This window comes from Methylobacterium sp. AC690 (assembly GCF_979256535.1).
In genome coordinates this window covers 60015-81521 of sequence record NZ_CEEDOX010000022.1, presented here as the reverse complement: position 1 = coordinate 81521, position 21507 = coordinate 60015, and the positions used below count along the sequence as shown (strand labels likewise).

Genomic DNA, 21507 nt, shown 5'->3' with positions numbered 1-21507 from the left:
AGGCCGTGCGCTACGCCGACGACAACCGCACCTCCGCCCTCCTCGGCCTCGCCGCCGTCGCCTTCGCGGTGGGCTGGCTGTCCCGTCGCAAACACTGAACCCACGATACCGGAGACCATCCCATGATCCGCAAGCTTCTCACCGCCTTCCTGCTTCCGAAGCTCATCGCCTACGTCAGCCGCCGCTTCGGCGGGCGTTCCGCCGCTCCGCCGAACCGCCGCGGCTACTGAGGCCGCCCTCGGCGCAACGCCACCATCCGCCCGGAGACACCCCCACGATGAAGCTGACCCTCGCCCTCGCCGCCACCGTCGCCGCGGCCCTGATCGGGCTCCCGGCCCAGGCAGCCCCGACGACGACCAGCCCTGCCGTCGGGGCCCTGGCGCACGGAGACCTGCCGACTTCGTACGTGCAGTATCGCCGGTTCGGTCACCGTCACGGCTGGCGGGGTGGCCGCGGCTATGGTCGCGGCTACGGCTACCGTCGCGGCTACGGCTATCGCCGTGGGCCCGGCATCGGCGCGGCGGTCGGGGCCGGCGTGGCCGGTCTAGCCGCCGGCGCGATCATCGGTGGGGCCATCGCGAATTCCCAGGCGCAGGCTGCTCCGCGCGGCGTGCCGGCCGAGGCCGTGGCCGCCTGCGCCCGCCGCTTCCGGTCCTACGATGCCGCCAGCGGCACCTACCTCGGCAACGACGGCCAACGGCATTCCTGCCCGTAGGGTTCGGTGATGCGGGGCCGCGAGGACGCGACGGGGGACTCCCCCGTCGGGAGGGAGCGAACGACCATCGATGAAGTCCGCCCGATGAAGTCCGCCCGATGACGTTCGCCCGATGACGTTCGCCCGATGAAGTTGGCCAGGATCCTGCTGCGCCCGGAACTCGTGTTCCTGCTGCTCACCGTCTTCCTCGGTCTCGCGGCGGGGGCGGCCTACTGGGTCTCGCGTGCCACGGTCCTGACGGTGGCGGTGGCGCCCCGGGACGGCACCGAGCCGGCCCTGATCCAGGCCTATGCCGACGCCCTCGCCAAGCGTCACAAGGAGATCCGCCTCAAGGTCCTGGCCCTCGACGACGTGCGCGACAGTGCCGCCGCCCTCCAGGAGGGACGGGCCGACCTCGCGGTCGTGCGTCCCGACGTCGATCTGCCCGACAACGGTCTGACCCTGGCGATCCTGCGCGACCAGGCGATGATCATCGCCTCGCCGGACGGCTCCGGGCTGACCCGGTTCCCACAGCTCGATCGCAAGCGCCTCGCCATCCTGGCCCATCGCGACGCCGACCAGGCGCTGATCAAGGCCATGGTCGAGCATTACGGCCTGACTCTCCTCGACAAGGAACCCGAGGGCCCGGTGCCGCCGCGCCACGTGGCCCTGGTGGAGATGACGGAGGCGGAGCTCGCCGGCGCCTTCACCCGCAAGCGGATCGACGCGGTGGTGTCGGTGATCGCCCCGACCTCGCCCACCGCCCAGCGCATCGTCGGGATCGTGCAGGGGGTGAGCCGGAGCGGAAAGGTCGCCTTCGTCGACGTGGAGAACGCCGACGCCATCATCGCGCGCCTGCCGCGCCTCCAGGCCGTGACGATGCCGGCCGAGACCTTCGGCGGCAATCCGAAGGTGCCGGCCGAGGATGTCCATACGGTGGGGGCTTCCTATCGCCTGATGGCGCGCACCAGCCTCTCCCGCCCGGTCGCGGCCGACGTCACGCAGCACCTGTTCGAGATGCGCAGCGGCATGGCCAACGTGACGCCGGCGGCCGACTACGTGCAGGCGCCGAGCTACGACAGCACGGCGGGCGCGACCAGCGCGCGGCTGCCGATCCATCCCGGGGCCGTCGACTTCTTCGAGCGCGAGCAGCAGGGCTTCGTCGAGCGCTACGAGACCTGGATCTACCTCGTCGCCTTCCTCGGCGGCGGCATCGGCTCGGCGCTCGCCTGGGTCGGGCAGCGCCTGTCGCGCCTGCGCCGCGAGCGCATCGAGGAGGCCACCGACCGCCTGCTCGAGATCCGGCAGGAGGCGCAGGACAGCGCCGACGCGCGGCGCCTGGAACAGCTCGCCCGCGAGATCGACGACCTCGCGGGCGACATCGCCAAGCACGCCCTCGAACGCCCGACCGAGGCCCGCACCATGTCGGCGGCGGCCATCGCCATCGATGCGGCCCGCTCCACGGTCAAGCGCACCATCGCCGCCAGCCAGTACGCCGCCGAGTCGAGCGATCTGGCGGGGCGCACCACCTCGACGGGGGCCGCCGCGGCCGGCTGACGACGCGATCCCGGACCGCTGCCTGTCCGGCTTCCTCCGCGGCCGCAGGACTTTCCACCCTGCAAGACCTTTTCACCCCGCAAACGGAGACCAAGGATGAGCAAGCGCTACCCCTCGATGACCTGACCCGGCCCTGCCGATCCCGCTGCACGCGGCCGGGCCTTCCGAGCCCCCGCGCCCGAACGATTTGTCCGAATGGAGCCTTTGAGACCATGTCCAAGTTCATGAAGACGGTGACTTACCTCACCGCGGCAGCCGCCCTGGTCACGCTGATCCTCGTCGCGTTCCAATCCACGAACATGCTGGCCGGCTCCTGAGACCGGCATGCCCGGCCAGACCATGGGCCGGACGGTGTCCGATCATCGCCGATCACGCACGGGCGTGTCGCCTGACGCGGGTGAAGGAACGGTCCGGTCCTGATCTGGTTCTCGGCTTCCAAATCGGAGCCCGGAATCCCATGCGCATCGGGGCATCTGCCGCCTCGCGTCTCGGCAAAAACCTCGGACTTGAGGCCGCGGCGATCAAAGGACCGCGAGTCCTGCACGGCCTTCGTCCGCCGGTCCGGAACGATGATGCGCGTTATTCGGTCGGGCAGAGCGATCCCGGGGGCGGACCACCGATGGTTTCCCAAGGCTTTGCCCCCGCGATAGGCGACGATGCCTATCTCGGCGGAAACGGCTCCTGACCCTGTGACGTGTTGAACCACGGTTCGCACCGGAACGTGCCAAGCGCCAGGCTGTTATCAGCCTATATCCCACACGACAGGAGAGATCGCATGCGCAAGCTTGCACTGGCTTCGACGGCCCTACTCGGACTCGGCCTGCTGGCCTCGGCACCGGCCGAGGCCCGTGGCTGGGGCTACGGCGGCGGCTACGGCCACGGCGGTTACGGCTATGGTCACGGCGGTTACGGCTATCGCGGCGTCGGCTTCCGGGGCGGCTACGGCGGGTACCGGGGCTATGGCGGCTACGGTCGCGGCTACGGCTACCGTCGCGGCATCGGCCCCGGCGCGGCCATCGGCCTCGGCATCGCGGGCCTCGCGGCCGGTGCGATCGTGGCCAACAGCTATGGCGGCTACGGGTACGGCTATGGCCGTCCGGTCGGCTACTACGGCGGTGGCTACGGCGGCGGTTACGGCTACGCGCCCGCCTATGGCTACGGCGGTGGCTACGGCTACCCGGCCTACGGTTACGGATACTGATCCGACCCTCCCGCGCCGGAACGCTCCCGGTGACAGGATGACGTGACCCACCGATGCGCCCGGCTTCCCCCGGGCGCATCGGCATTTGCATTCAAGCCACACAGCTTCGGCCAAGCCGGCCACGTTCGAATTTATACTTGCAATCACGGTTTCTTATTTGAACTTAGATTTCATTCTGACGTTGGTGGGAGCATTTCACTGAGGAACTCCATGCCACGTCTTAAGATGATTCGCGGTGCCGCCGCATTCTCCCTTCTCGGACTCATGAGCACCGCCGCGCTTGCCCAGGAGGGCGGCCCCTGCACCGACGATATCGCCAAGCTCAAGCGTGAGCTCGGGACCCAGGTGGGCATGGGCGCCCCGGTGTCCCAGCCGGATACCGGGCAGCAGAAGGGGCCGGGCGCCGCGTCGGCCGATCAGACCGCCAGCACCGGCACGGCGAACGCCGCCAAGCCTGGAACGTCGGAGACGGATCGGGCGCAGCAGGGCGGTGCCTCCCGCGAGAGCGGCGGCTCCCCGGGGACGGTCGGCGGTGTCGCCGGACCGGTCGCCGCGGCGGCCGGAAAGGGCCAGGCGAATTCGGTGGCGACGGGTCAGATCGCCACATCGCCGGCCGATGTCCGCGCGCAATCGGAGAACAAGCCGACCGCTGCGGTCGCCGCGTCCAAGGGCGGTGAGGCGTCCGCGTCGCCTGGCCTGTCATCCGAGGACAAGGTCTCGCAGGCGAAAACCGCCCTGCAGCGTGCGACCGACCTCAACGCCAAGGGCGATGCGTCCTGCCGCGAGGCCGTCCAGCAGGCCCGGGCACTGATGCCGCAGCAGGGTCGCTGAGCGTCGCGACCGACAGACCCGGTGCGCGCACCGGCGTCTCCCCAGCCGAAACCTGCCCGATGGCGCGTTCCGATCCTCGGTTCGCGCCATTGGCTCGTGGCGTTGCCCGTCCTGCCGACGACCGGGGCCCGGGATCGCGGGCGGCGCCTCGGCGCGGGATCGCAACCGGTCGCCCGGGATCGCGCGCCGCCCGATCCCGCGTCCCGAACCCGCCCTTCGGATCCCGGCGCAATGACGCGATCGTCCAAGTCGCGGCGCAAATCGACAAGCCCGTCCGACCACCGAGCACCATAGCTCAGATCATTCCCGACACGGGGGCGCCGGTCCGTCGGCGCGCCATCGGGCCACGATGATCGAGAGCCGCGAACGATGCTGCTTCACGCGACGCCTCCGCCCGGCACCCGCCCGCCGGACGCCCCCACCGTGGTCCGGGCCGGCGTCTCCCCGCTGCCGACCCGCGCGGCCAGCGACCGCAGTTTCGCGGCTGGCCGCTGAAGCGGCCGCCCCGCCGCCACGCGACGGGGGTCTTGACGGGCGTGGAGCCAGACCGCCCTTCGACGCTACGCTCTCTCTCCCTCTCGGACCGGGACCATCGCCATGCCCTACGTCACCACCAAGGACGGCGTCGAACTCTTCTTCAAGGATTGGGGGGCCAAGGAGGCCCAGCCGATCATGTTCCATCACGGCTGGCCCCTCTCGTCCGACGACTGGGATGCCCAGATGCTGTTCTTCCTGCACCAGGGCTACCGGGTCGTGGCGCATGACCGGCGCGGCCACGGCCGCTCGGCCCAGGTCGATGCCGGCCACGACATGGATCACTACGCCGCCGACGCCTTCGCGGTGGTCGAGGCCCTCGATCTGCGCAACGCCATCCATATCGGCCATTCCACCGGGGGCGGCGAGGTCGCCCGCTACGTCGCGCGACACGGCGAACCGGCCGGGCGCGTCGCCAAGGCGGTGCTGGTCTCGGCCGTGCCGCCCCTGATGCTGAAGACCGACGCCAACCCCGAGGGCCTGCCGCGCGACGTCTTCGACGGCTTCCGGGCCGCGACGGCGGCGAACCGCGCGCAGTTCTTCCTCGATGTGGCGGGCGGCCCCTTCTACGGCTTCAACCGCGACGGCGCGACGGTGCTTCCCGGGGTGGTCCAGAACTGGTGGCGCCAGGGCATGATGGGGAGCGCGAAGGCCCATTACGACGGGATCAAGGCCTTCTCCGAGACCGATCAGACCGAGGATCTCAAGGCCATCGGCGTCCCGACGCTGGTCCTGCACGGCGAGGACGACCAGATCGTGCCGATCGCCGATGCGGCGCTGAAGTCGATCAAGCTCCTCCGGAACGGGACGATCAAGACCTATCCGGGCTACCCGCACGGCATGCTCACGGTGAACGCGGAGGTGCTGAATGCCGACCTCCTCGCCTTCGTGAAGGGCTGACCCCCCCGACCCCCTCGCCGCCGCGAGTCGCCGCGAGTCGCCGCCCTTGGCCGGACGGCGCCGCGGCGGGGGAGGGCGGGGCGGAAGCGATTTTCCCGTGTTCGGAAGAGATACTTCCAAAACCCAAAACGCTTCCAGAACCCGGATCCCTCCACGGCGTCCGACCCTCGTGCCCGGGGCCCGGACGGACGGGTCCCGCGGGCGGCGCGTCGTTGCTCCCCTTCGGCGGGACGGCCGCGACGGCGTCGCGGTGCGGGACCCGACCCCGTCCCGCGCCGGGACGGTCACACACCCTGCCTGACCCGATGCCCCGGGGAGGATTCGACCCTGCTGCTTCGGCCGTGCCGGCCGGTCGGGCGTGACGGAGTGGTCCGAAGATGAGCGACATAGCCCTGGCGACGGCGACCGACGGCGACGAGCGCATCGCACAGACCTTCCCGCGCCTCGACGACGAGATGGCGCAGCGCGTCGCCGGTTACGGCCGGGAGGAAACCCTGCCGGCGGGCACGGTGATCTTCGCGCGCGGCCAGCGGCGGGTGGATTTCTTCCTCGTCCGGGCCGGACGGATCGAGATGTTCGAGACCGACCATGCCGGCCAGGCGACCGTCTTCACCGTGCATACCGAAGGCCAGTTCACGGGCGAGCTCGACCTGTTCAACGATCGCGAGATCCTGGTCTCGGGACGCACGGCCAGCGACGCGCAGGTGGTGCGGATCGACCGCGCAGCCTTCCGTCGGCTGGTGACCGCGGAGCCGGATATCGGCGAGATCATCATGCGGGCCTTCATCCTGCGCCGGGTCGGGCTGATCCGGCATGGGCGCGGCGGCGTCGTCCTGATCGGCCTCGGTCACCAGCGCGAGACCTTGCGCCTGGAGCGCTTCCTCGTTCGCAACGCCTATCCGCATCGCATCCTCGACGTCGCCCTCGACGAAGCGGCACGCACCGCGCTCGACGGGTTCGGCCTGACGGAGGCCGACCTGCCGGTGGTCCTCGCGCCGGGCGAAACGGTCCTGCGCAACCCGAGCAACGCCGTGCTGGCCGATGTCCTCGGGCTGACGGAGGCGATCGATCCCGACCGCGTCTACGACGTCGCGGTGATCGGGGCCGGGCCGGCGGGCCTCGCCGCCGCGGTCTACGCCGCGTCCGAAGGGCTCGACACCATCGTGGTCGAGGGCATGGCGCCGGGAGGTCAGGCGGGCACGTCCTCGAAGATCGAGAACTATCTGGGCTTTCCCACCGGCATCTCCGGTCAGGCCCTGGCTGGCCGGGCCCAGGTCCAGGCGCAGAAGTTCGGGGCACGGCTCGCGATCTCCCGCATGGCGGCCGGCCTCGACTGCCACGAACCGGTCTTCCGGGTGCTCCTGGAGGATGGCACGGCCATTCCCGCCCGCGCGGTCATCGCCGCCACCGGCGCCCGCTACCGGCGGCTCGACCTGCCGCGCTACGCGCATTTCGAGGGTCAGGGCATCCACTACGCCGCCACCGCCATGGAGGCGCAGCTCTGCACCGGCGCGGAGGTGATCGTGGTCGGCGGCGGAAATTCGGCCGGGCAGGCCGCGATGTTCCTGTCCCGCACCGTGGCCCATGTCCACCTCCTGGTACGGGCGGAGGGACTCGCCGCGACCATGTCCGACTACCTCGTCCGCCGGATCGCCTCGTCGCCGCGGATCACGCTGCACACGCGGACCGAGATCACCGCGTTCCACGGTGACGACACGCTGACGGCGGTGACCTGGACCGACCGGTCGCGCGACCTCAGCGAGACCCGGGCCGTCGGGAACGTCTTCATGATGATCGGGGCCGTGCCGAACACCGGATGGCTCGTCGACTGCCTCGCCCTCGACCCGAAGGGCTTCGTGCCGACGGGGGTCCGACCCGACGGGACGCCCGCCGCGTCGCCCTACGCCACCACCGTCCCGGGCCTCTATGCCGTCGGGGACGTGCGCGCGGGCTCGGTCAAGCGGGTGGCCTCCGGGGTGGGCGAAGGCTCCGTGGTCGTGCAGGCGGTCCACGGCTTCCTGCAGACCGAGCCCTGATCGTCCCGGCCACCGGTCGGGTGCCCTGACAAGTATCGCCGGCCGAACATTTGATCAGCCCCGGACGCCAACTGCATTTAAAGGAAAATTAACCATCCTCTCCCCACAGGTGGCAGGGCCCGTCCGTCTGGTGTCGCGTTTCGGGAAGTGCAGGCAGCGGAGCGATCAGCGGCATGTTGGGATTGGATCGCGTTTCTCTCAGGTCCCTGGCCGCCTTCCAGGCCGGCACGGTCGTGGTGCTCAGCGCCGTCATGGTCTGGAGCAGCCTCGCGCTGACCAGCCCGCCGCGCGGCTCCGGACCGGATGCCGCCCAGGTCCGTCGCACCTCCGAGGCGTTCGCAGGCGCCCTCGACCACGGCCTCTTCGCGGTCTCGCAGGACCTGCGCACCGCGGCCGTCGCCCTGCGCCAGAGCGGCACCGGCCTGATGGACGCCGATCCTCAGGCCGTGCTGCGTGCCTGGGCCGACCTGCGCCCGGCCTATGCCGACATCCTCCTGGTCAGTGCCAACGGACGCGTCCGGGCCGCCGGCCAAGAGGAGATGATCGGCCGCGACGTCTCGGGGCAGCCCTGGTTCACCGGGGCACGGAATGCCGCCACGACCCTCGTCACCGCCTCGGCGACACCCCGTGACCCCGTCCCCTTCGAGGTCGCGATCCCGGTCGCCGGATCGGGCGCCCGCAACGCCGAGTACCTCGTCGCCCGCCTGGCCGACACCTGGCTCGCCGATCTCCGCGGCGGCATCCTGCGCGCGCAGCCCACGCCCGATTCCACCCTCGCCCTCACGGTCCTGGCTCCCGATGGCCGGGCGCTCGTCAGCGGCGCCGCGCGGCCGAGCGCCGACGGGGGCGCCCGCACCGTCGAGCACGCCACCCCGAGTGCCGGCTACGGCGACCTCGGCCCCTCGGGCTGGCTCGCGGTCGCCCGCACGACGGAGTCACGCGGCGCCGGTCTCGGCCTGCCCGATCCGCGCCTCTGTGCGCTCTGGCTCGCCGCCGCCCTGCTAACGGCCGGCCTGGTCTACCTCCTCACCGGGCGCCTGACCCGGCGCCTGGCCCGGATCACGGAAGCCGACGGCGAGGCGATCGTGCCGTCGCGGATCGCCGAGTTCCGGGCGAGCGCCGAGCACCTGGCGGCCCGCGAGCGCAGCCGCGCCCGCGCCCTGCAGGAGGCCCGCACCGCCCTGGCGCGGGTGCGCGAGCGCCTGCGCACCTTCGAGGCGATGTCGGGCTGGACCTACTGGGAGATCGACACCGACGCCGGCAACGTCACCTGGGTGGATTCCACCAGCCCGGGCGTCGCGACCACCACCGACCGGGCCGTGGCGCTGACCGACCTGACGGACGGCATCAAGCCGCAGGATCGCGACCTGATGCAGTTCACCATGCAGGCCGCCCTGGACGGGGAGGGCCCGCACGACGTGGTCCTGCGCCGCGCCGACACGGCGGACAACCAGGAAACCCGTCGCCTCCTCGTCCGCTTCATCCGCGGCAGTGCGGAGGTCTCCGCCCCCGGCGCAGCCCGCCTTCACGCCCTGAGCCGCGAGATTCCCGCAGGCCTGGCCGGCGGTGAGACCGGCGCGCAGGACGGCACGGCCCCCTCCGACAGCACGGCGCAGGCCACCGAACGGCGCGGCGAGAGCATGCTGCGCCAGGTCATCGACGGCGTGGTCGACGACTTCAACAACCTGCTCACCGTGATCAGCGGCAATCTCGGCACGCTCAAGCGCCGGTATGGCCTCAACCCCGACCAGGTGCGCCTGGTCGAGGCGGCCCTGGCGGGGGCGCAGCGCGGCTCCAGCCTGACCCGCCGCCTGGTCCGATTCGTGCGCCGCGACGACGCCACGCTCCAGGAGACGGAGATCGGGACCGCCCTGACGGCCTTCGTGCCGTTCCTCAGCGCCAACGTCCTGAACCAGGCTCCGATCAAGCTCCGGGTCCGCTCCGGGCTCGCGCGCGCCCAGTGCAGCGAGGCCGTGCTGGAGGCCGTGCTGCTGAACCTCGCCTTCCACGTCCGCGATCTCGGCTCCGAGGGCTTCGCGATCGGCGCCGACGAGCGGGTGCTGTCCGAGGAGGATGGGATCGCCCTGCGTCCGGGTCGCTACGTGCGCCTGGTCCTGGCCAGTGGAACGCCGGCGCGGCTGCCCGCCCCGGCGAAGCCGGCCGGGGAAGAGCGCTCCACGGCCGCCGTGGCGAGCCTGCTCAGCGGCATCGGCGGCGGCTTCCGCCTCGTGGCCGACGGGCGCGGCGAATCCGCCTTCCTGGCCGAGATCTGGATCCCCGCCAGCGAGGCCCCGGCCGAGGCCGGACACGAGGAGACCGCCACGGTCCAGCCGCGCCTCCGCGTCCTCCTCGTCGATAGCGACACCCTGGTCCGCGAGAGCTTCGCCGAGGCGCTCACCGATCTCGGTCACCTCGTCACCCAGGCCGGCTCCGCCGAGCATGCGCTGACGCTCCTCGATGCGCCGGAGGGCTTCGACGTCATGATCGCCGACCAGCGCATGCCGGTGATGAGCGGCCTCCAGCTCGCCGCCACGGTGGTCCAGCACCATCCCGGGATCCGCATCGTCCTGGCCGGCCCCCAGGGCCACCTGCCCGAGAGCGCCCGGGCCTTCCTGCAGATCGCGAAGCCGTTCCGCTACGGCGATCTCGCCGCCGTGATGCGCCGGGCCGCCCGCGACCCGGCCGCCAAGGCGGCCTGAAGGCCGCAGAAAGCCTGCCTGAAGCCCGCTCGCGGCCGGCCTCCCCGTCGGCGGCCCCGGACCGTCCGGCGGGGCAGGGCGCGCGACGTCGGGGGTGATCCGGGCGTCACCGCGTTGGCCCTGCGAACCGGAAGCCCCTCGGCGCCGCGCGAAGTGGGTCCGGACGGGACCACGGCGTCGCGCGCGGCCAGGCGGACACAATCCACAGGGCCGTCCTCAGAAAACATCCGGGCCCGGATCGGCAGCCCCCGCGGCGACCGAGACCGCAGGTCCGAGGACCAACACCCCGTCCCGGCCACGCTGCGGAGACGGAGAACCGGGCCGGCACCGCCTCCTCACGCCCCTCGGTTGCATAACCTTGACACTTCGCTGCCCTGACCTGCCCGGATGTTATCAGAATAGCTCCGAAACGCTGGAGATCACCGGACGTTTCTTTGTCAGACTGCTCTTCACATGATCATCGCGACCGCAAATTCTTAGGCAATACCTCGGCGCCAAGAACATCATATGTTGCATGAAAGCACATCGCCGGCCTTCGCGACTTGCGAGATCCAGCTTTCGTGCGCGTGTTAAGTTTCAATTAACCCCGAAGGTCGATGAATTACCGCGAGCGGACGCCGTCGATCTCCATCCATCGCGCGCGAATGCCTCACCGGAACGGATCGTCCGCCTCGATGTCGCGCATCGCCCTTCTCGCCGTGACCCTGCCCCTGGTCCTGGGCCCCTCGCACGCCGCCGTCGCCGCGGACTGGTACACCGGTGCGGAACCCGTGATCCTGGACGAGAACTGGACGGTGGCGGTCGACGCCTCGGTCGCGGTCACCTCCAACAGTTCCGCCTTCGGCTCGGTGACGGGCACGATCGCCACGGAGGGGACGCTCCTCGAGAGCGGTCCCCGCCTGCGCGTGGAGGGCGTCGCCGGCACCTACAGCTATCCCGGGCAGAAGGTGGGCCAGCGGGTGACGGGCTACCAGCAGGAGGGCGCCCTGTCGGGCGGCTACGAGTGGATCTGGCGCGATGCGGCCCTGGCCGGGTTCGTCGGCTTCAACGTCCGCAGCAACCAGCTGTCGATCCTCGATCCGGGCAACCCCGTCGTCGGAACCGGCGTGGGCGCCAAGTTCGCGGCCAACTTCTATGCGCGGCCGACCGAGAACACGATGGTCTCGGCCTACGGCTCGTACTCGACCCAGTTCAACGCCTACTATTCGCGCTTCCGCGTCGGGTACATGGTCGCCGACGGGGTCTATATCGGCCCCGAAGCCATGTTCCTCGGCGACAACTTCTTCAATCAATACCGCATCGGCGGACACCTGACGGGCTTTTCCTTCGGCCCGATCAAGATGGCTGTCGGCGTCGGCTACGTGAAGGACCGCATCCAGGGCAGCGGATACTATTCAACCGTCGAAGCGAGAACCGCATTTTAGCGGACTGTTCAGACTTTGTTAGGTTCGATTTCGTGCGGGTGCACGCACGTCACGTTTTTTCATATGTGCCATCTTACAACAGTTGAGCGCGTTCAATCCCGGACATGCACAATTCCTGCGACGTGTGGCCGGGATTCTGTTGGCAGGTTAATCGCTCAGGTGTTTCACAGGTATTGCGCCGTCCCGTTCCCGCGCAGGTTGCGACCCTGAAGGCCCCCCGGGCCCAGGTCGGCCCCGGCGGAACGCGGGCGACGCGGATTGCGGAAGGGCAGGCTCGTGGCAAGTGCATTTCGTTGGATGGCCTGGATCGCGTCGGCCGCTGCCGTCCTCGTCCTGCTGAGCCAGCCCGTCAGCACGCAGGACCAGCTGATCATGAGCCTCTGCGCCATGGCGGCGATGGTGGTGCTGTGGGTGTTCTTCGACAACCAGCCCGCGCGCTTCGTCTTCCTCGCCCTGGGAAGCCTCGTCGTGCTGCGCTACATGTTCTGGCGCGTGACGAACACGCTGCCCTCCGTCGGCGACCCGGTCAGCTTCGGCTTCGGACTCCTGCTCCTCCTGGGCGAGCTCTACTGCGTCTTCATCCTGTTCGTCAGCCTGACCATCAACGCCGACCCGCTCCGGCGCGCGCCCCCGCCGATGGCCGCCGCCGATGATCCGGAGGCCCTCGACGCGCTGCCCACCGTCGACATCTTCGTGCCGAGCTACAACGAGGATGCGGGCATCCTCTCGGTCACCCTCGCGGCGGCCCGCCTGATCGACTATCCCGCCGACAAGCTGACGGTCTGGCTGCTCGACGATGGCGGCACCGACCAGAAATGCGCCGATCCCGATCCGGTGAAGGCGCAGGCCGCGATGCGGCGGCGCATGGAGCTCCAGGCCCTGGCCGCCTCCCTCGGCGTCGAGTACCGCACCCGCGCCCGCAACCAGCACGCCAAGGCGGGCAATCTCAACAACGGGCTCAAGCACTCGCAGGGCGAGATCGTCGTGGTGCTCGATGCCGACCACGTCCCGTTCCGCTCCTTCCTGCGCGACACGATCGGGTACTTCGCCCAGGACCCGCGCCTGTTCCTGGTGCAGACGCCGCACGCCTTCCTGAATCCCGACCCGATCGAGCGCAACCTGCGCACCTTCGACCGCATGCCCTCCGAGAACGAGATGTTCTACGCGGTGACGCAGCGCGGCCTCGACAAGTGGAACGGCTCGTTCTTCTGCGGCTCGGCCGCGCTCCTGCGCCGGCGCGCCCTCGACGAGGCGGGCGGCTTCTCGGGCGTCACCATCACGGAGGATTGCGAGACGGCCTTCGAGCTGCACGCGCGCGGCTGGAACAGCATCTACGTCGACAAGCCCCTGATCGCCGGCCTGCAGCCCGAGACCCTGGAGGCCTTCATCGGCCAGCGCTCGCGCTGGTGCCAGGGCATGTTCCAGATCCTGATGCTGAAGAACCCGCTCTTCAAGCGCGGCCTGCACACGATCCAGAAGGTCGCCTACCTGTCGAGCATGACGTTCTGGTTCTTCCCGGTGCCACGGCTGATCTTCATGTTCTCGCCGCTGCTGCACATCTTCTTCGACCTGAAGATCTTCGTCGCCAGCGTGGATGAATCCATCGCCTATACGGCGACCTACGTCGTCATCAACCTGATGATGCAGAACTACGTCTACGGGAAGTTCCGCTGGCCCTTCGTCTCCGAGCTCTACGAGTACGTCCAGGGCCTGTTCCTGTTCCGCGCCATCGCCTCGGTCATCGTCTCGCCCCGGCGCCCGACCTTCAACGTCACCGCCAAGGGCACGACCCTGGAGCAGGACCACCTCTCGGCCCTGGCCTGGCCGTTCTTCGCCGTCTACGGCCTGCTGCTGCTCGGCTGCGCCACGGCCCTCTACCGCTACCTGTTCGAGCCCGGCGTCACCAACCTGATGCTCGTGGTCGGCCTGTGGAACTTCTTCAACCTGCTCATGGCCGGCGCCGCCCTCGGCGTCGTGGCCGAGCGCCGGGTCACCGAGGCGAGCCCGTCCCTGGCGATCAACCGGCAGGGCCGGATGATGCTGGCGGGGCGCGCCCTCGACGTGGCGGTGGACCGCGCCTCGGCCGTCGGCTGCACCGTCCGGTTCGGGGCCGACGTCCTGCCGTTCGGCACCGGCAGCACCTACCGCACCGGCCAGCTCACGGTGCAGCCCCTCGACGGCGCCCCCGCCGGCGGCGTGCTGCCGTTCGAGGTCGGGACGATCGCCCATGCGGGCGACGACGTGGTGGTGACCCTGCGCTTCCAGCCCCTCGACGCACAGGGCTATGCCGGCCTCGCGAGCCTGATGTACGGCGATGCGGGCGCGCTGCTGCGCTTCCAGCAGAGCCGGCGCCGGCACAAGAACATCGTCTCGGGCACGCTCCAGCTGATCTGGTGGGGCCTGGTCGAGCCGTTCCGCGCCGTCAGCTACCTGTTCAAGCCGCGCCCGCAGGCGGCCGCCGCCCCCACCACCGACACGGCGCTTCCGCGCGCCACGCCGCGGGCGCCGCTCCTGCCCGGCGGCAGCCCCGGCGGGGCGGAGGCCGCCCGGCCGCGCCCGGCCGAGAATCCCCTGCCGGCCCGGCCGAGCTTCGCGCGCAGCAACGACGGCGAACCGGGGACCGACTGGGTCCGCCTGATGCTGGAATTCGAGAACGATCGCCTGCTCGGCGGGGCGGCGGGCGGCGGGCGCGGCGCCGACCTGCACGCCCGGTCGTGAGGGAGGCTCGCATGCGTGTCACGACGATCACCCGCGGGCTTCTCGCGCTGGCGCTGGTGGGCGGGGCCACGGAGGCCCGGCCCCAGAGCTTCATCGGTGCCGGCCCCGCCGAGCGCTTCTCGGTTCCGCCCGCGGGCGACGCCCTGCGCCGCGGGGGCGAGCCCATGCGCGGGCGCGGACCGGCGGCCGCCGTCGCCCCCACGCCGGCTCCGGCGGTCCGGGAGGGCGCCCTGGCGACCATCGGGCCCGCCCGGCGCCTGCCGGCCACCACCGGCGGGTTCCGCCTCGAGGGCGAGGAGGACGTCCTGCGCTTCCCCGTCTACGTCACGGAAGCGCAGAGCCGCGGGCGTCCCCGTCTGCGGGTGTCCTACCTGTCCGCCATCTCGGTGGCGCCCGAGACGTCGGAGCTCGTCGCCAGCGTCAACGGCGTCGTGGTCGGCCGCACCCGCATCCAGGCGCCCGGCGCCGTCAAGGTGGTGGAGTTCGAGTTGCCCGAGGGCAGCCTGAAGCTGGGCTACAACGCCATCGATCTCGCGGCGAGCCAGCGGCACCGGGTCGATTGCTCCCTCAACGCGACCTACGAACTCTGGACGCAGATCGATCCCTCGCGCTCCGGCCTCGTGGTGGCCCCCGTGGCGGCCGCCGGGATCGAGCTGAAGGACCTCGCGGCGCTGGAACCCGACGACGGCGGCGCCCTGCCGGTCCGCGTGGTGATCAACGACAAGCCGAGCCTGCCCCGTCTCGAGCGGATGTTCCACGCCATCGAGGCGATCGGCCTCGTCGGCCGCATCGCCCGCCCGGTGGTGGAGTTCGGCTCGGTGATGACCGGCCGCAGCGGGATCAACCTCATCGTCGGCACCGCGGCGGAACTGCGCGGCACGCCGGACATCGAGGCCGTCGGCCCGATCACCGGACCGAAGCTCGCGATGCTGCCGCCGCGGGAGGATCGGGCCCCCGCGCTCGTCGTCAGCGGCACCAGCTACGACGAGATCGAGTCGGCGATCGCGACCCTGGCCCGCGGCACCGAACCCTACGGCACGCCGCGCGGCCTGAAGGCCGCGGCGCTGCTGCGGGGTGCCCCCCTGGAGAGCGGCGACCGGATCGCCCTGCACGCCCTCGGCGTGGCGACGCGGGAATTCTCCGGCCGCCTCCTGACCACCCGCTTCGACGTCCAGCTGCCGCCGGATTTCCTGCCCGCCGATTACGGCAAGATGCTCCTGAACCTCTCGGGCGCCTACGCGTCCGGTCTCGCGTCGGAGGCGCGGATCCTCGTCGACCTCAACGGCCGCAACGCCGCCAGCGTGCCCCTGCCGCAGACGCGGGGCGAGGTCTTCGAGAACACCACCATCCCGCTGCCCCTGGGCCTGTGGCGGCCGGGCCTGAACCGCGTCGAGATCTCGGCGCAGGTGCCGACGCCCGGCGATGCCACCTGCGCCGCGAGCACGAGCGAGTCGAAGCGCGAGCGCTTCCTGTTCCTCGACCGAACCACCCTGAGCGTTCCGAACCTGGCGCGCGCCGCCCGGATCCCGGATCTCGCCGCCACCACCAGCGGCGGCGCGCCCTTCCTGGAGGACGGCAAGCGGCCGCGCCTCGTGCTGCCCGTTCTGGATCGGGACACGGTGGCGGCGGGCGCCATGATCGCCGCGCGGCTGGCAAGCGCGGCCGGGCGGGTGATCGATTTCGAGCTGGCCACCGAGGCGCAGAGCGGGACGGGACCGACCCTGATGGTCGCGCCCGTCCGCGCCGTGGCGCCCGCGACCCTGACCGGGCTCGGCCTCGATCCGGAGCAGATCCGGCGGATCTGGGAAGCCCGCGCCGAGACGGCCCGTCCGGCGGGTCAGTCCGGCTCGGTACCGGCTCCGACCCTCGATCGCCTGCGCCGCAACGTGCCGGCACGCTGCAGCCTGCCGGATCTCAGCTTCCGCGTGGCCGGCCCGGTGCCGCCGCGCGGCGCGGGACCGGACGCCCCCGCCGGGGGCCGGACGGGCCGGGCGTCTGCCAGCGACGGCGACCTCGTGACGAAGTGGGACGAGACCCTGCGCGCCCGCCATCCCCTGGTCGAGGCCGCCGACGGCCTCGTCGAGCGGGCCTCGGCCACGGTCCGGGGCCTGCTCGGCGAGACGCGGACCTGGATCGATGCGGATGCCTCCGAGCGGGCCGCGGCCGTGCCGCCCCGCGCCTCGCTGATCCTGGCCCAGGCCCTGTCCAGTGGCGGGATCGGCGTGGACGACACCACCACCCTGATCACGGCGCCGAACCCGCTCCTGCTCAAGGCCTCCGTGGCCTGCCTCATCGATCCCGGGGTCTGGTCGCGGATCGGCGGGCGCTTCGCCTTCCTGGACGCCGCCGACGGCCGCCTGGACACGGTGGAGCCCGACACCGTCCGCATCGTCGAGACCCGCCCCCCCTCGCTCTGGAACCTCCGGCTCGTCGTGGCGGGCTGGCTCTCGATGAATCCCGCCGTCTACGCGGCGCTGGCGCTGGCCCTGGCGCTCTGCCTCGGGCTGACCACCGCGCTCATGGTCCGCAACGTCGGCCGGAGGAATGCATGAGACGCCTGCGCATGAAACGCCTGCGCCTACGACGCCCGCGCCTGAGACGCCCGCTCCGGGCCGTCCGCCGCGCAGCCCTCGCGGCCGCCCTGGCCACGGGATGCGCGACCGGCTTCGCCGCCGGGCCCGAGGCCCGGGCGCAAGGCGGGCCCGATGCCCGGATCCAAGGCGGACCCGCCCTGATGCCCGCCGGCTCGGCCCGCGATCCCCAGCCCCGTGATCCCGCCATGCCGGACCTGCCGAGCTCCGTTCCGCCCGCCATCGCCCTGCCGGCGGCGCCGCAGGTCAAGGACGATTCCGCCCGCACGGCCCAGCCTCTGCTCGGGAGCCTGAAGGACCAGGACGGCTGGCGCCTCTACCGCTCCCGCTTCGTCACCGAGGCCGGCCGGGTGGTCGACACCGCCAATGGCGGGATCAGCCACAGCGAGGGCCAGGGCTACGGCATGCTCCTCGCGGTGGCGGCCAACGACCGGCCCACCTTCGAGCGGCTCTGGGGCTGGACCCGCGCCAACCTGATGGTGCGTTCGGATTCGCTCCTGGCCTGGCGCTGGGAGCCGGCCAAGCGCCCGGCGGTGGCGGACATGAACGACGCCACCGACGGCGACATCCTCGTCGCCTGGGCGCTGACGGAGGCGGCCGAGGCCTGGGACGATGCCGGCTACCGGGTCGCGGCCCGGCGGATCGCCGTCGAGGTCGGCCGCCGCGCCATCCTGTTCAAGGACCGGAACGGGGCGCTGCTGCTGCCGGCGGTCACGGGCTTCTCGGCGGGGGAACGCGCCGACGGTCCCCTGATCAACCTGTCCTACTGGGTCTTCCCGGCCTTCGCGCGCCTGCCCCTGGTGGCGCCGGAATACGACTGGGACGCCCTGACCCGCAGCGGCTTGCGCCTCCTGCGCCGCGCCCGCTTCGGCAGCGCCAACCTGCCCACCGAATGGATCTCCCTGAAGGGGGACCAGCCCCGTCCCGCGGACGGCTTCCCGCCGCTCTTCTCCTACAACGCGATCCGGATTCCCCTCTACATGGCCTGGGCCGATGTGGGGCGGCGGGAGGATTACGACCCCTTCGTCGCCCTCTGGTCCGGGCCGGACCGCGAGCGCCTGCCCATCGTGGACACCAGCGATGGGCGCACGGTCGAGTGGCTCGGCGAGAGCGGCTACGCGGCCCTCTCCAGCCTGCTGCTCTGTACCGTGAAGGGAACGCCGCTCCCCGACGGCTTCAGCCAGGTGCAAGGCAACGAGAACTACTATCCGACCACGCTGCATCTCCTGGCCATGGTGGCCGCGCAGATGAGGGGACCGTCATGCTTGAAGCGTTAGCGCGCCGGCGGAGCCGTGGCCCCGCGCCCCTCGGCCTCCCGATGGGCGTCGCCCTCGCGGCCCTCACCCTGCCGGCCCTCACCCTGCCGGCCCTCACCCTGCCCGCCCTGGCCCAGGGTCCCGGCGCCGAGGAGGCCAGCCGCGCGCCCGCCATCGTCGTCGACCCCACGGGATCGGCGGCCAACGGCATGGTCGACGAGAGCGCCCTGCGCTACTACGCGGCGCAGAAGCAGACCGCCCGGATGAAGGCGGAGGCCGCCCGGCTGAAGCAGCTCTACCCGGGCTGGACCGAGCCCACCGACCTCGACACCCTGCAGCCGAGCCCCCCCGAGGAGGCCCCCCTCTGGGACCTCTTCACCGCCGGCCGCTTCGACGACCTCTACGCGGCCATCGCGGCGCGGCGCACGGTGGACGGGAGCTGGCAGCCCTCCGAGGAGCTGGCGCGCAAGCTGCGCCGCGCCGGGTTCCGCAGCCGCCTCAAGGGGCTCGCCAGCGCCCGGCGCAACCTCGACGTGGTCGCCCTCTACCGCGCCGATCCCAGCGCCCTCGACCCCAGCGACGTCGAGAGCATCTGGATCGTCGCCGACGCGCTGGCGGCCGAGGAGGCCACGGCACAGGCCTACAACCTCTACAAGTCCGTCTTGGATACCAGCAACGACACGGGCGCCCGCCTGGCCACCATCCAGAAGGCGATGTCGAACCTGCCGATGGCGGCGGCCGAGCAGCTCATCGCCCTCGGCCGGACGGATTCCGACGGCAATTCCGAGTTCCGGCGCATCGCCATCGACATCACGCGCGCGCGGATCGTCGCCTTCCTGCACGACGAGGCCGCGCACGAGCCCACCACCACGGACATCGCCGCGTTCCAGGCGCAGGCCCGCAAGACCGGTGACCCGCGGGAGACCGGTCTCCTCGGCTGGTACGCCTACAAGCGTCAGCAGTTTCGCGAGGCGCTGGACTGGTTCAAGCTCGCGATCAGCCGCGGCGGCGACGCGATGATCGCCCACGGGCTCGCCCATTCGCTGCGCGCGGTCGGCATGACGCGCGAGGCCGAGGAAGTGGCCTATGCCTGGCGCGACAAGTACGTCGGCAACAGCATCCTCTTCATCGAGCTCCTGGAGCGGAAGCTGACCCAGGCGAATCCCGCCTTCATCGACCTGGACCGGATCAACCGCTACGCGAAGGTGACGCTGGCGTCGAGCTCCGGGGAGGGCGCTCAGGCATTGGGCTGGTACGCCTACAATTCCTGCCAGTTCGACGCCGCCCTCGAGTGGTTCCAGCACGGCATCGCGTGGCTGCCGAGCGAATCGACGGTGCTCGGCTACGCCCTGGCGCTGCAGCGCCTGAAGCGGACGCGCGAGTTCCTCGAGATCGTCAACCGCTACGACGGGCTGTTCCCGAAGGTGGTGGACCTGCTGTTCCGCGAGGGTCCGGAGGGGCCGCCGCTCGCCTGCAGCGTCGCGGCGGCACCACCGGCCGGCGCACGTCAGCCCGCAGCCCCCGCCGCGACGGCCGTACTCGCGAACAGCGCCCGCGCCCCCGCCGCCTATGGCCGCGTGCCGAAGCCCGACATCTCGGCCAACGGCGCGGTGCGTCCCCTTCCGGTCCTGCGCAGCGAATTCCCGCTGTCCGTCGCCTCCGAGAACCCGTTCCGCTACCTGCCGGCCGCCCTGGCCCGACAGGTGCCCGAGCGCAGTGCCGGCGGCTTCCTGGCCGAACCCGCGACGGGTGCGCCGCCCCTGGTCGCCCGCCGGGTGCCGGGCGCCGGGACGATGCCCTACGAGCGCTACGGCTTCGCCCTGCTGCCGGGGTACAACGGCCTGACCCAGGCCTCCACCCTGTCCGATCCGCCCGCCGGCACCCAGTGGCAGGACCAGCAGGCCGCCGGCGCCAACGGCCAGACCCGCTCAAGCCGGGAATCCGACCGCTTCGGCATCCCGGGATCGCAACGCGCCACCTTCGTCGAGGCGGGCCCCAACGCCGGACAGCAGCCATGAGTCGGATACGGCATTCCGGAACCGCGGCGGCGCTGGCGGCCCTGGTGATCCTGCCCTCGCTCCCCGCCGCCGCGCGGCCCGGCCGCGCGGCGCTCGAGTTGCCGGGCGCCGGACCCGTGTCGGACGTGGCGCAGAATTCATCCCGCGACGGGTATTCCCAGCGGATCACCTTCCGGGACGATCCGCGCGGCGTCGCCGAGGTGAGCGTGCGCAACGGGGAGGGGGGCTCCGGCCCCGCCCTCGCCATGGCCAAGCCGAGCCGGACGGGGATCGCGGCCGAGTTGCGGGCGCGCTTTCCCGGCGAGACCATGCGGGTCGTGACCCAGGCACACCGCAACGCCCACGGACCGGTGGGCCTCGCCCTGGGCAACGACTGCCTCTACGCCTGGCAGTGGATCGACCTCGGCGGCGATGCGGCGCGGAAGCGGCCGTCCGCCCTGTTCGGCAGCGATCCCGGCGCACCGGCCGCTTCGGTGCGGATCAAGCTCTGCCGCACGGCAACGACCACCCTCGCCGACCTGACCCGCTCGGTGGAGTCGATGCGCTTCTTCGCCAATCCCGCTGAGGCCCCCCGCCTCCAACCGGAGACGGTCGCCCGCCGGCCTTCGCCGCCGCGGCGGCGCGAGGCGGTCAGCCGGCCGACGGGGACGCCGCGGGAGACCGCGCCGGGATCGGAGACCGCGCTCCGTCCGCCCGGCCCGATGGAACGGCCCGGCGCGGAGAAGCGCCCGGAGGCCTCGGCGCGCCGCATGGCCTCCGAGCAATCCGGCGAAACGCAGCGTTACCTCGTGCCGGGGCCCGCCGCCGTGGCACCCGCGGTGCCGGTTCCGGTGCCTCCGGGCGAGGGGCAGGCCCCGCGCTACATCACGGACGCCGCGCTGGCGGACGGCACCGTCGCGATCACCGTCCCCAGACCGGCACCGAACCGGGCCGAGGTCGAGGATCTCATGGCCCGCGAACTCCCGGCACGGGCCCTTCGGCCGCCGCCCTGAGGCGGCCCCCGCCCGACGGCGAAGGGCCATGCGATCTGTGATTTTCTCGATCTGCC

At 71.6% G+C, this 21507-nt stretch carries 14 protein-coding genes and 1 pseudogene; all 15 read left to right on the top strand.

The genetic code is table 11. From position 1 onward, the window contains the following. A pseudogene (locus AC0IY1_RS21915) lies at nt 1-98 on the top strand (CsbD family protein); the annotation flags it as partial. Between the two features lie 179 nt (nt 99-277). Further along, nucleotides 278-715: a BA14K family protein gene (locus AC0IY1_RS21910; protein WP_471772379.1), complete on the top strand. Its 438-nt coding sequence runs from the start codon at nt 278-280 to the stop codon at nt 713-715. 126 nt (nt 716-841) lie between these two features. Further along, the gene (locus tag AC0IY1_RS21905) at nt 842-2251 is read left to right on the top strand and encodes a TAXI family TRAP transporter solute-binding subunit (protein ID WP_471772376.1); all 1410 of its coding nucleotides are present in this window, start codon (nt 842-844) and stop codon (nt 2249-2251) included. 775 nt (nt 2252-3026) lie between these two features. Then, complete coding sequence (locus AC0IY1_RS21900) at nt 3027-3452, top strand: hypothetical protein (protein WP_471772374.1); 426 nt, start codon at nt 3027-3029, stop codon at nt 3450-3452. Between the two features lie 210 nt (nt 3453-3662). After that, nucleotides 3663-4283, top strand: a complete 621-nt coding sequence (locus tag AC0IY1_RS21895) for a hypothetical protein (protein ID WP_471772372.1) — start codon at nt 3663-3665, stop codon at nt 4281-4283. Nucleotides 4284-4652: 369 nt separating this feature from the next. Beyond that, nucleotides 4653-4778 carry a hypothetical protein gene (locus AC0IY1_RS21890; RefSeq protein WP_471772370.1) on the top strand — a complete coding sequence of 42 codons (126 nt, stop codon included), beginning with the start codon at nt 4653-4655 and terminating at the stop codon, nt 4776-4778. A 102-nt stretch (nt 4779-4880) separates the two neighbouring features. After that, nucleotides 4881-5717 carry an alpha/beta fold hydrolase gene (locus AC0IY1_RS21885; RefSeq protein WP_471772367.1) on the top strand — a complete coding sequence of 279 codons (837 nt, stop codon included), beginning with the start codon at nt 4881-4883 and terminating at the stop codon, nt 5715-5717. Between the two features lie 377 nt (nt 5718-6094). Further along, on the top strand, nt 6095-7753 hold the full coding sequence (locus tag AC0IY1_RS21880; RefSeq protein ID WP_471772364.1) for an FAD-dependent oxidoreductase: 1659 nt from the start codon (nt 6095-6097) through the stop codon (nt 7751-7753). 173 nt (nt 7754-7926) lie between these two features. Beyond that, on the top strand, nt 7927-10452 hold the full coding sequence (locus AC0IY1_RS21875) for a response regulator (protein WP_471772362.1): 2526 nt from the start codon (nt 7927-7929) through the stop codon (nt 10450-10452). A gap of 674 nt (nt 10453-11126) precedes the next feature. After that, a complete protein-coding gene (gene bcsS / locus AC0IY1_RS21870) occupies nt 11127-11876 on the top strand; it encodes a cellulose biosynthesis protein BcsS (RefSeq protein ID WP_055954432.1) in 750 nt (249 codons plus the stop codon). A 297-nt stretch (nt 11877-12173) separates the two neighbouring features. After that, nucleotides 12174-14594, top strand: coding sequence for a UDP-forming cellulose synthase catalytic subunit (gene bcsA / locus AC0IY1_RS21865; RefSeq protein WP_103712218.1), 2421 nt, complete (start codon nt 12174-12176; stop codon nt 14592-14594). Between the two features lie 11 nt (nt 14595-14605). Continuing rightward, complete coding sequence (locus AC0IY1_RS21860) at nt 14606-17146, top strand: cellulose biosynthesis cyclic di-GMP-binding regulatory protein BcsB (protein WP_471772359.1); 2541 nt, start codon at nt 14606-14608, stop codon at nt 17144-17146. A gap of 227 nt (nt 17147-17373) precedes the next feature. Further along, nucleotides 17374-18462: a glycosyl hydrolase family 8 gene (locus tag AC0IY1_RS21855; RefSeq protein WP_471772385.1), complete on the top strand. Its 1089-nt coding sequence runs from the start codon at nt 17374-17376 to the stop codon at nt 18460-18462. Further along, on the top strand, nt 18447-20459 hold the full coding sequence (locus tag AC0IY1_RS21850) for a hypothetical protein (protein WP_471772357.1): 2013 nt from the start codon (nt 18447-18449) through the stop codon (nt 20457-20459). The genes AC0IY1_RS21855 and AC0IY1_RS21850 overlap by 16 nt, the downstream gene beginning before the upstream one ends. Further along, nucleotides 20456-21451 carry a cellulose biosynthesis protein BcsN gene (gene bcsN / locus AC0IY1_RS21845; RefSeq protein WP_471772355.1) on the top strand — a complete coding sequence of 332 codons (996 nt, stop codon included), beginning with the start codon at nt 20456-20458 and terminating at the stop codon, nt 21449-21451. The genes AC0IY1_RS21850 and bcsN overlap by 4 nt, the downstream gene beginning before the upstream one ends. Nucleotides 21452-21507: the final 56 nt, after the last annotated feature.

What these genes read in the sequence shown, in the direction of transcription:
- AC0IY1_RS21900 (WP_471772374.1), top strand. Translation starts at nt 3,027, where the DNA reads ATGCGCAAGCTTGCACTGGCTTCGACGGCCCTACTCGGACTCGGCCTG.
- AC0IY1_RS21855 (WP_471772385.1), top strand. Translation starts at nt 17,374, where the DNA reads ATGCCGGACCTGCCGAGCTCCGTTCCGCCCGCCATCGCCCTGCCGGCG.
- bcsN (WP_471772355.1), top strand. Translation starts at nt 20,456, where the DNA reads ATGAGTCGGATACGGCATTCCGGAACCGCGGCGGCGCTGGCGGCCCTG.
- AC0IY1_RS21890 (WP_471772370.1), top strand. Translation starts at nt 4,653, where the DNA reads ATGCTGCTTCACGCGACGCCTCCGCCCGGCACCCGCCCGCCGGACGCC.
- AC0IY1_RS21850 (WP_471772357.1), top strand. Translation starts at nt 18,447, where the DNA reads ATGCTTGAAGCGTTAGCGCGCCGGCGGAGCCGTGGCCCCGCGCCCCTC.
- AC0IY1_RS21875 (WP_471772362.1), top strand. Translation starts at nt 7,927, where the DNA reads ATGTTGGGATTGGATCGCGTTTCTCTCAGGTCCCTGGCCGCCTTCCAG.
- AC0IY1_RS21885 (WP_471772367.1), top strand. Translation starts at nt 4,881, where the DNA reads ATGCCCTACGTCACCACCAAGGACGGCGTCGAACTCTTCTTCAAGGAT.
- AC0IY1_RS21895 (WP_471772372.1), top strand. Translation starts at nt 3,663, where the DNA reads ATGCCACGTCTTAAGATGATTCGCGGTGCCGCCGCATTCTCCCTTCTC.
- AC0IY1_RS21905 (WP_471772376.1), top strand. Translation starts at nt 842, where the DNA reads ATGAAGTTGGCCAGGATCCTGCTGCGCCCGGAACTCGTGTTCCTGCTG.
- AC0IY1_RS21910 (WP_471772379.1), top strand. Translation starts at nt 278, where the DNA reads ATGAAGCTGACCCTCGCCCTCGCCGCCACCGTCGCCGCGGCCCTGATC.
- bcsS (WP_055954432.1), top strand. Translation starts at nt 11,127, where the DNA reads ATGTCGCGCATCGCCCTTCTCGCCGTGACCCTGCCCCTGGTCCTGGGC.
- bcsA (WP_103712218.1), top strand. Translation starts at nt 12,174, where the DNA reads ATGGCCTGGATCGCGTCGGCCGCTGCCGTCCTCGTCCTGCTGAGCCAG.
- AC0IY1_RS21860 (WP_471772359.1), top strand. Translation starts at nt 14,606, where the DNA reads ATGCGTGTCACGACGATCACCCGCGGGCTTCTCGCGCTGGCGCTGGTG.
- AC0IY1_RS21880 (WP_471772364.1), top strand. Translation starts at nt 6,095, where the DNA reads ATGAGCGACATAGCCCTGGCGACGGCGACCGACGGCGACGAGCGCATC.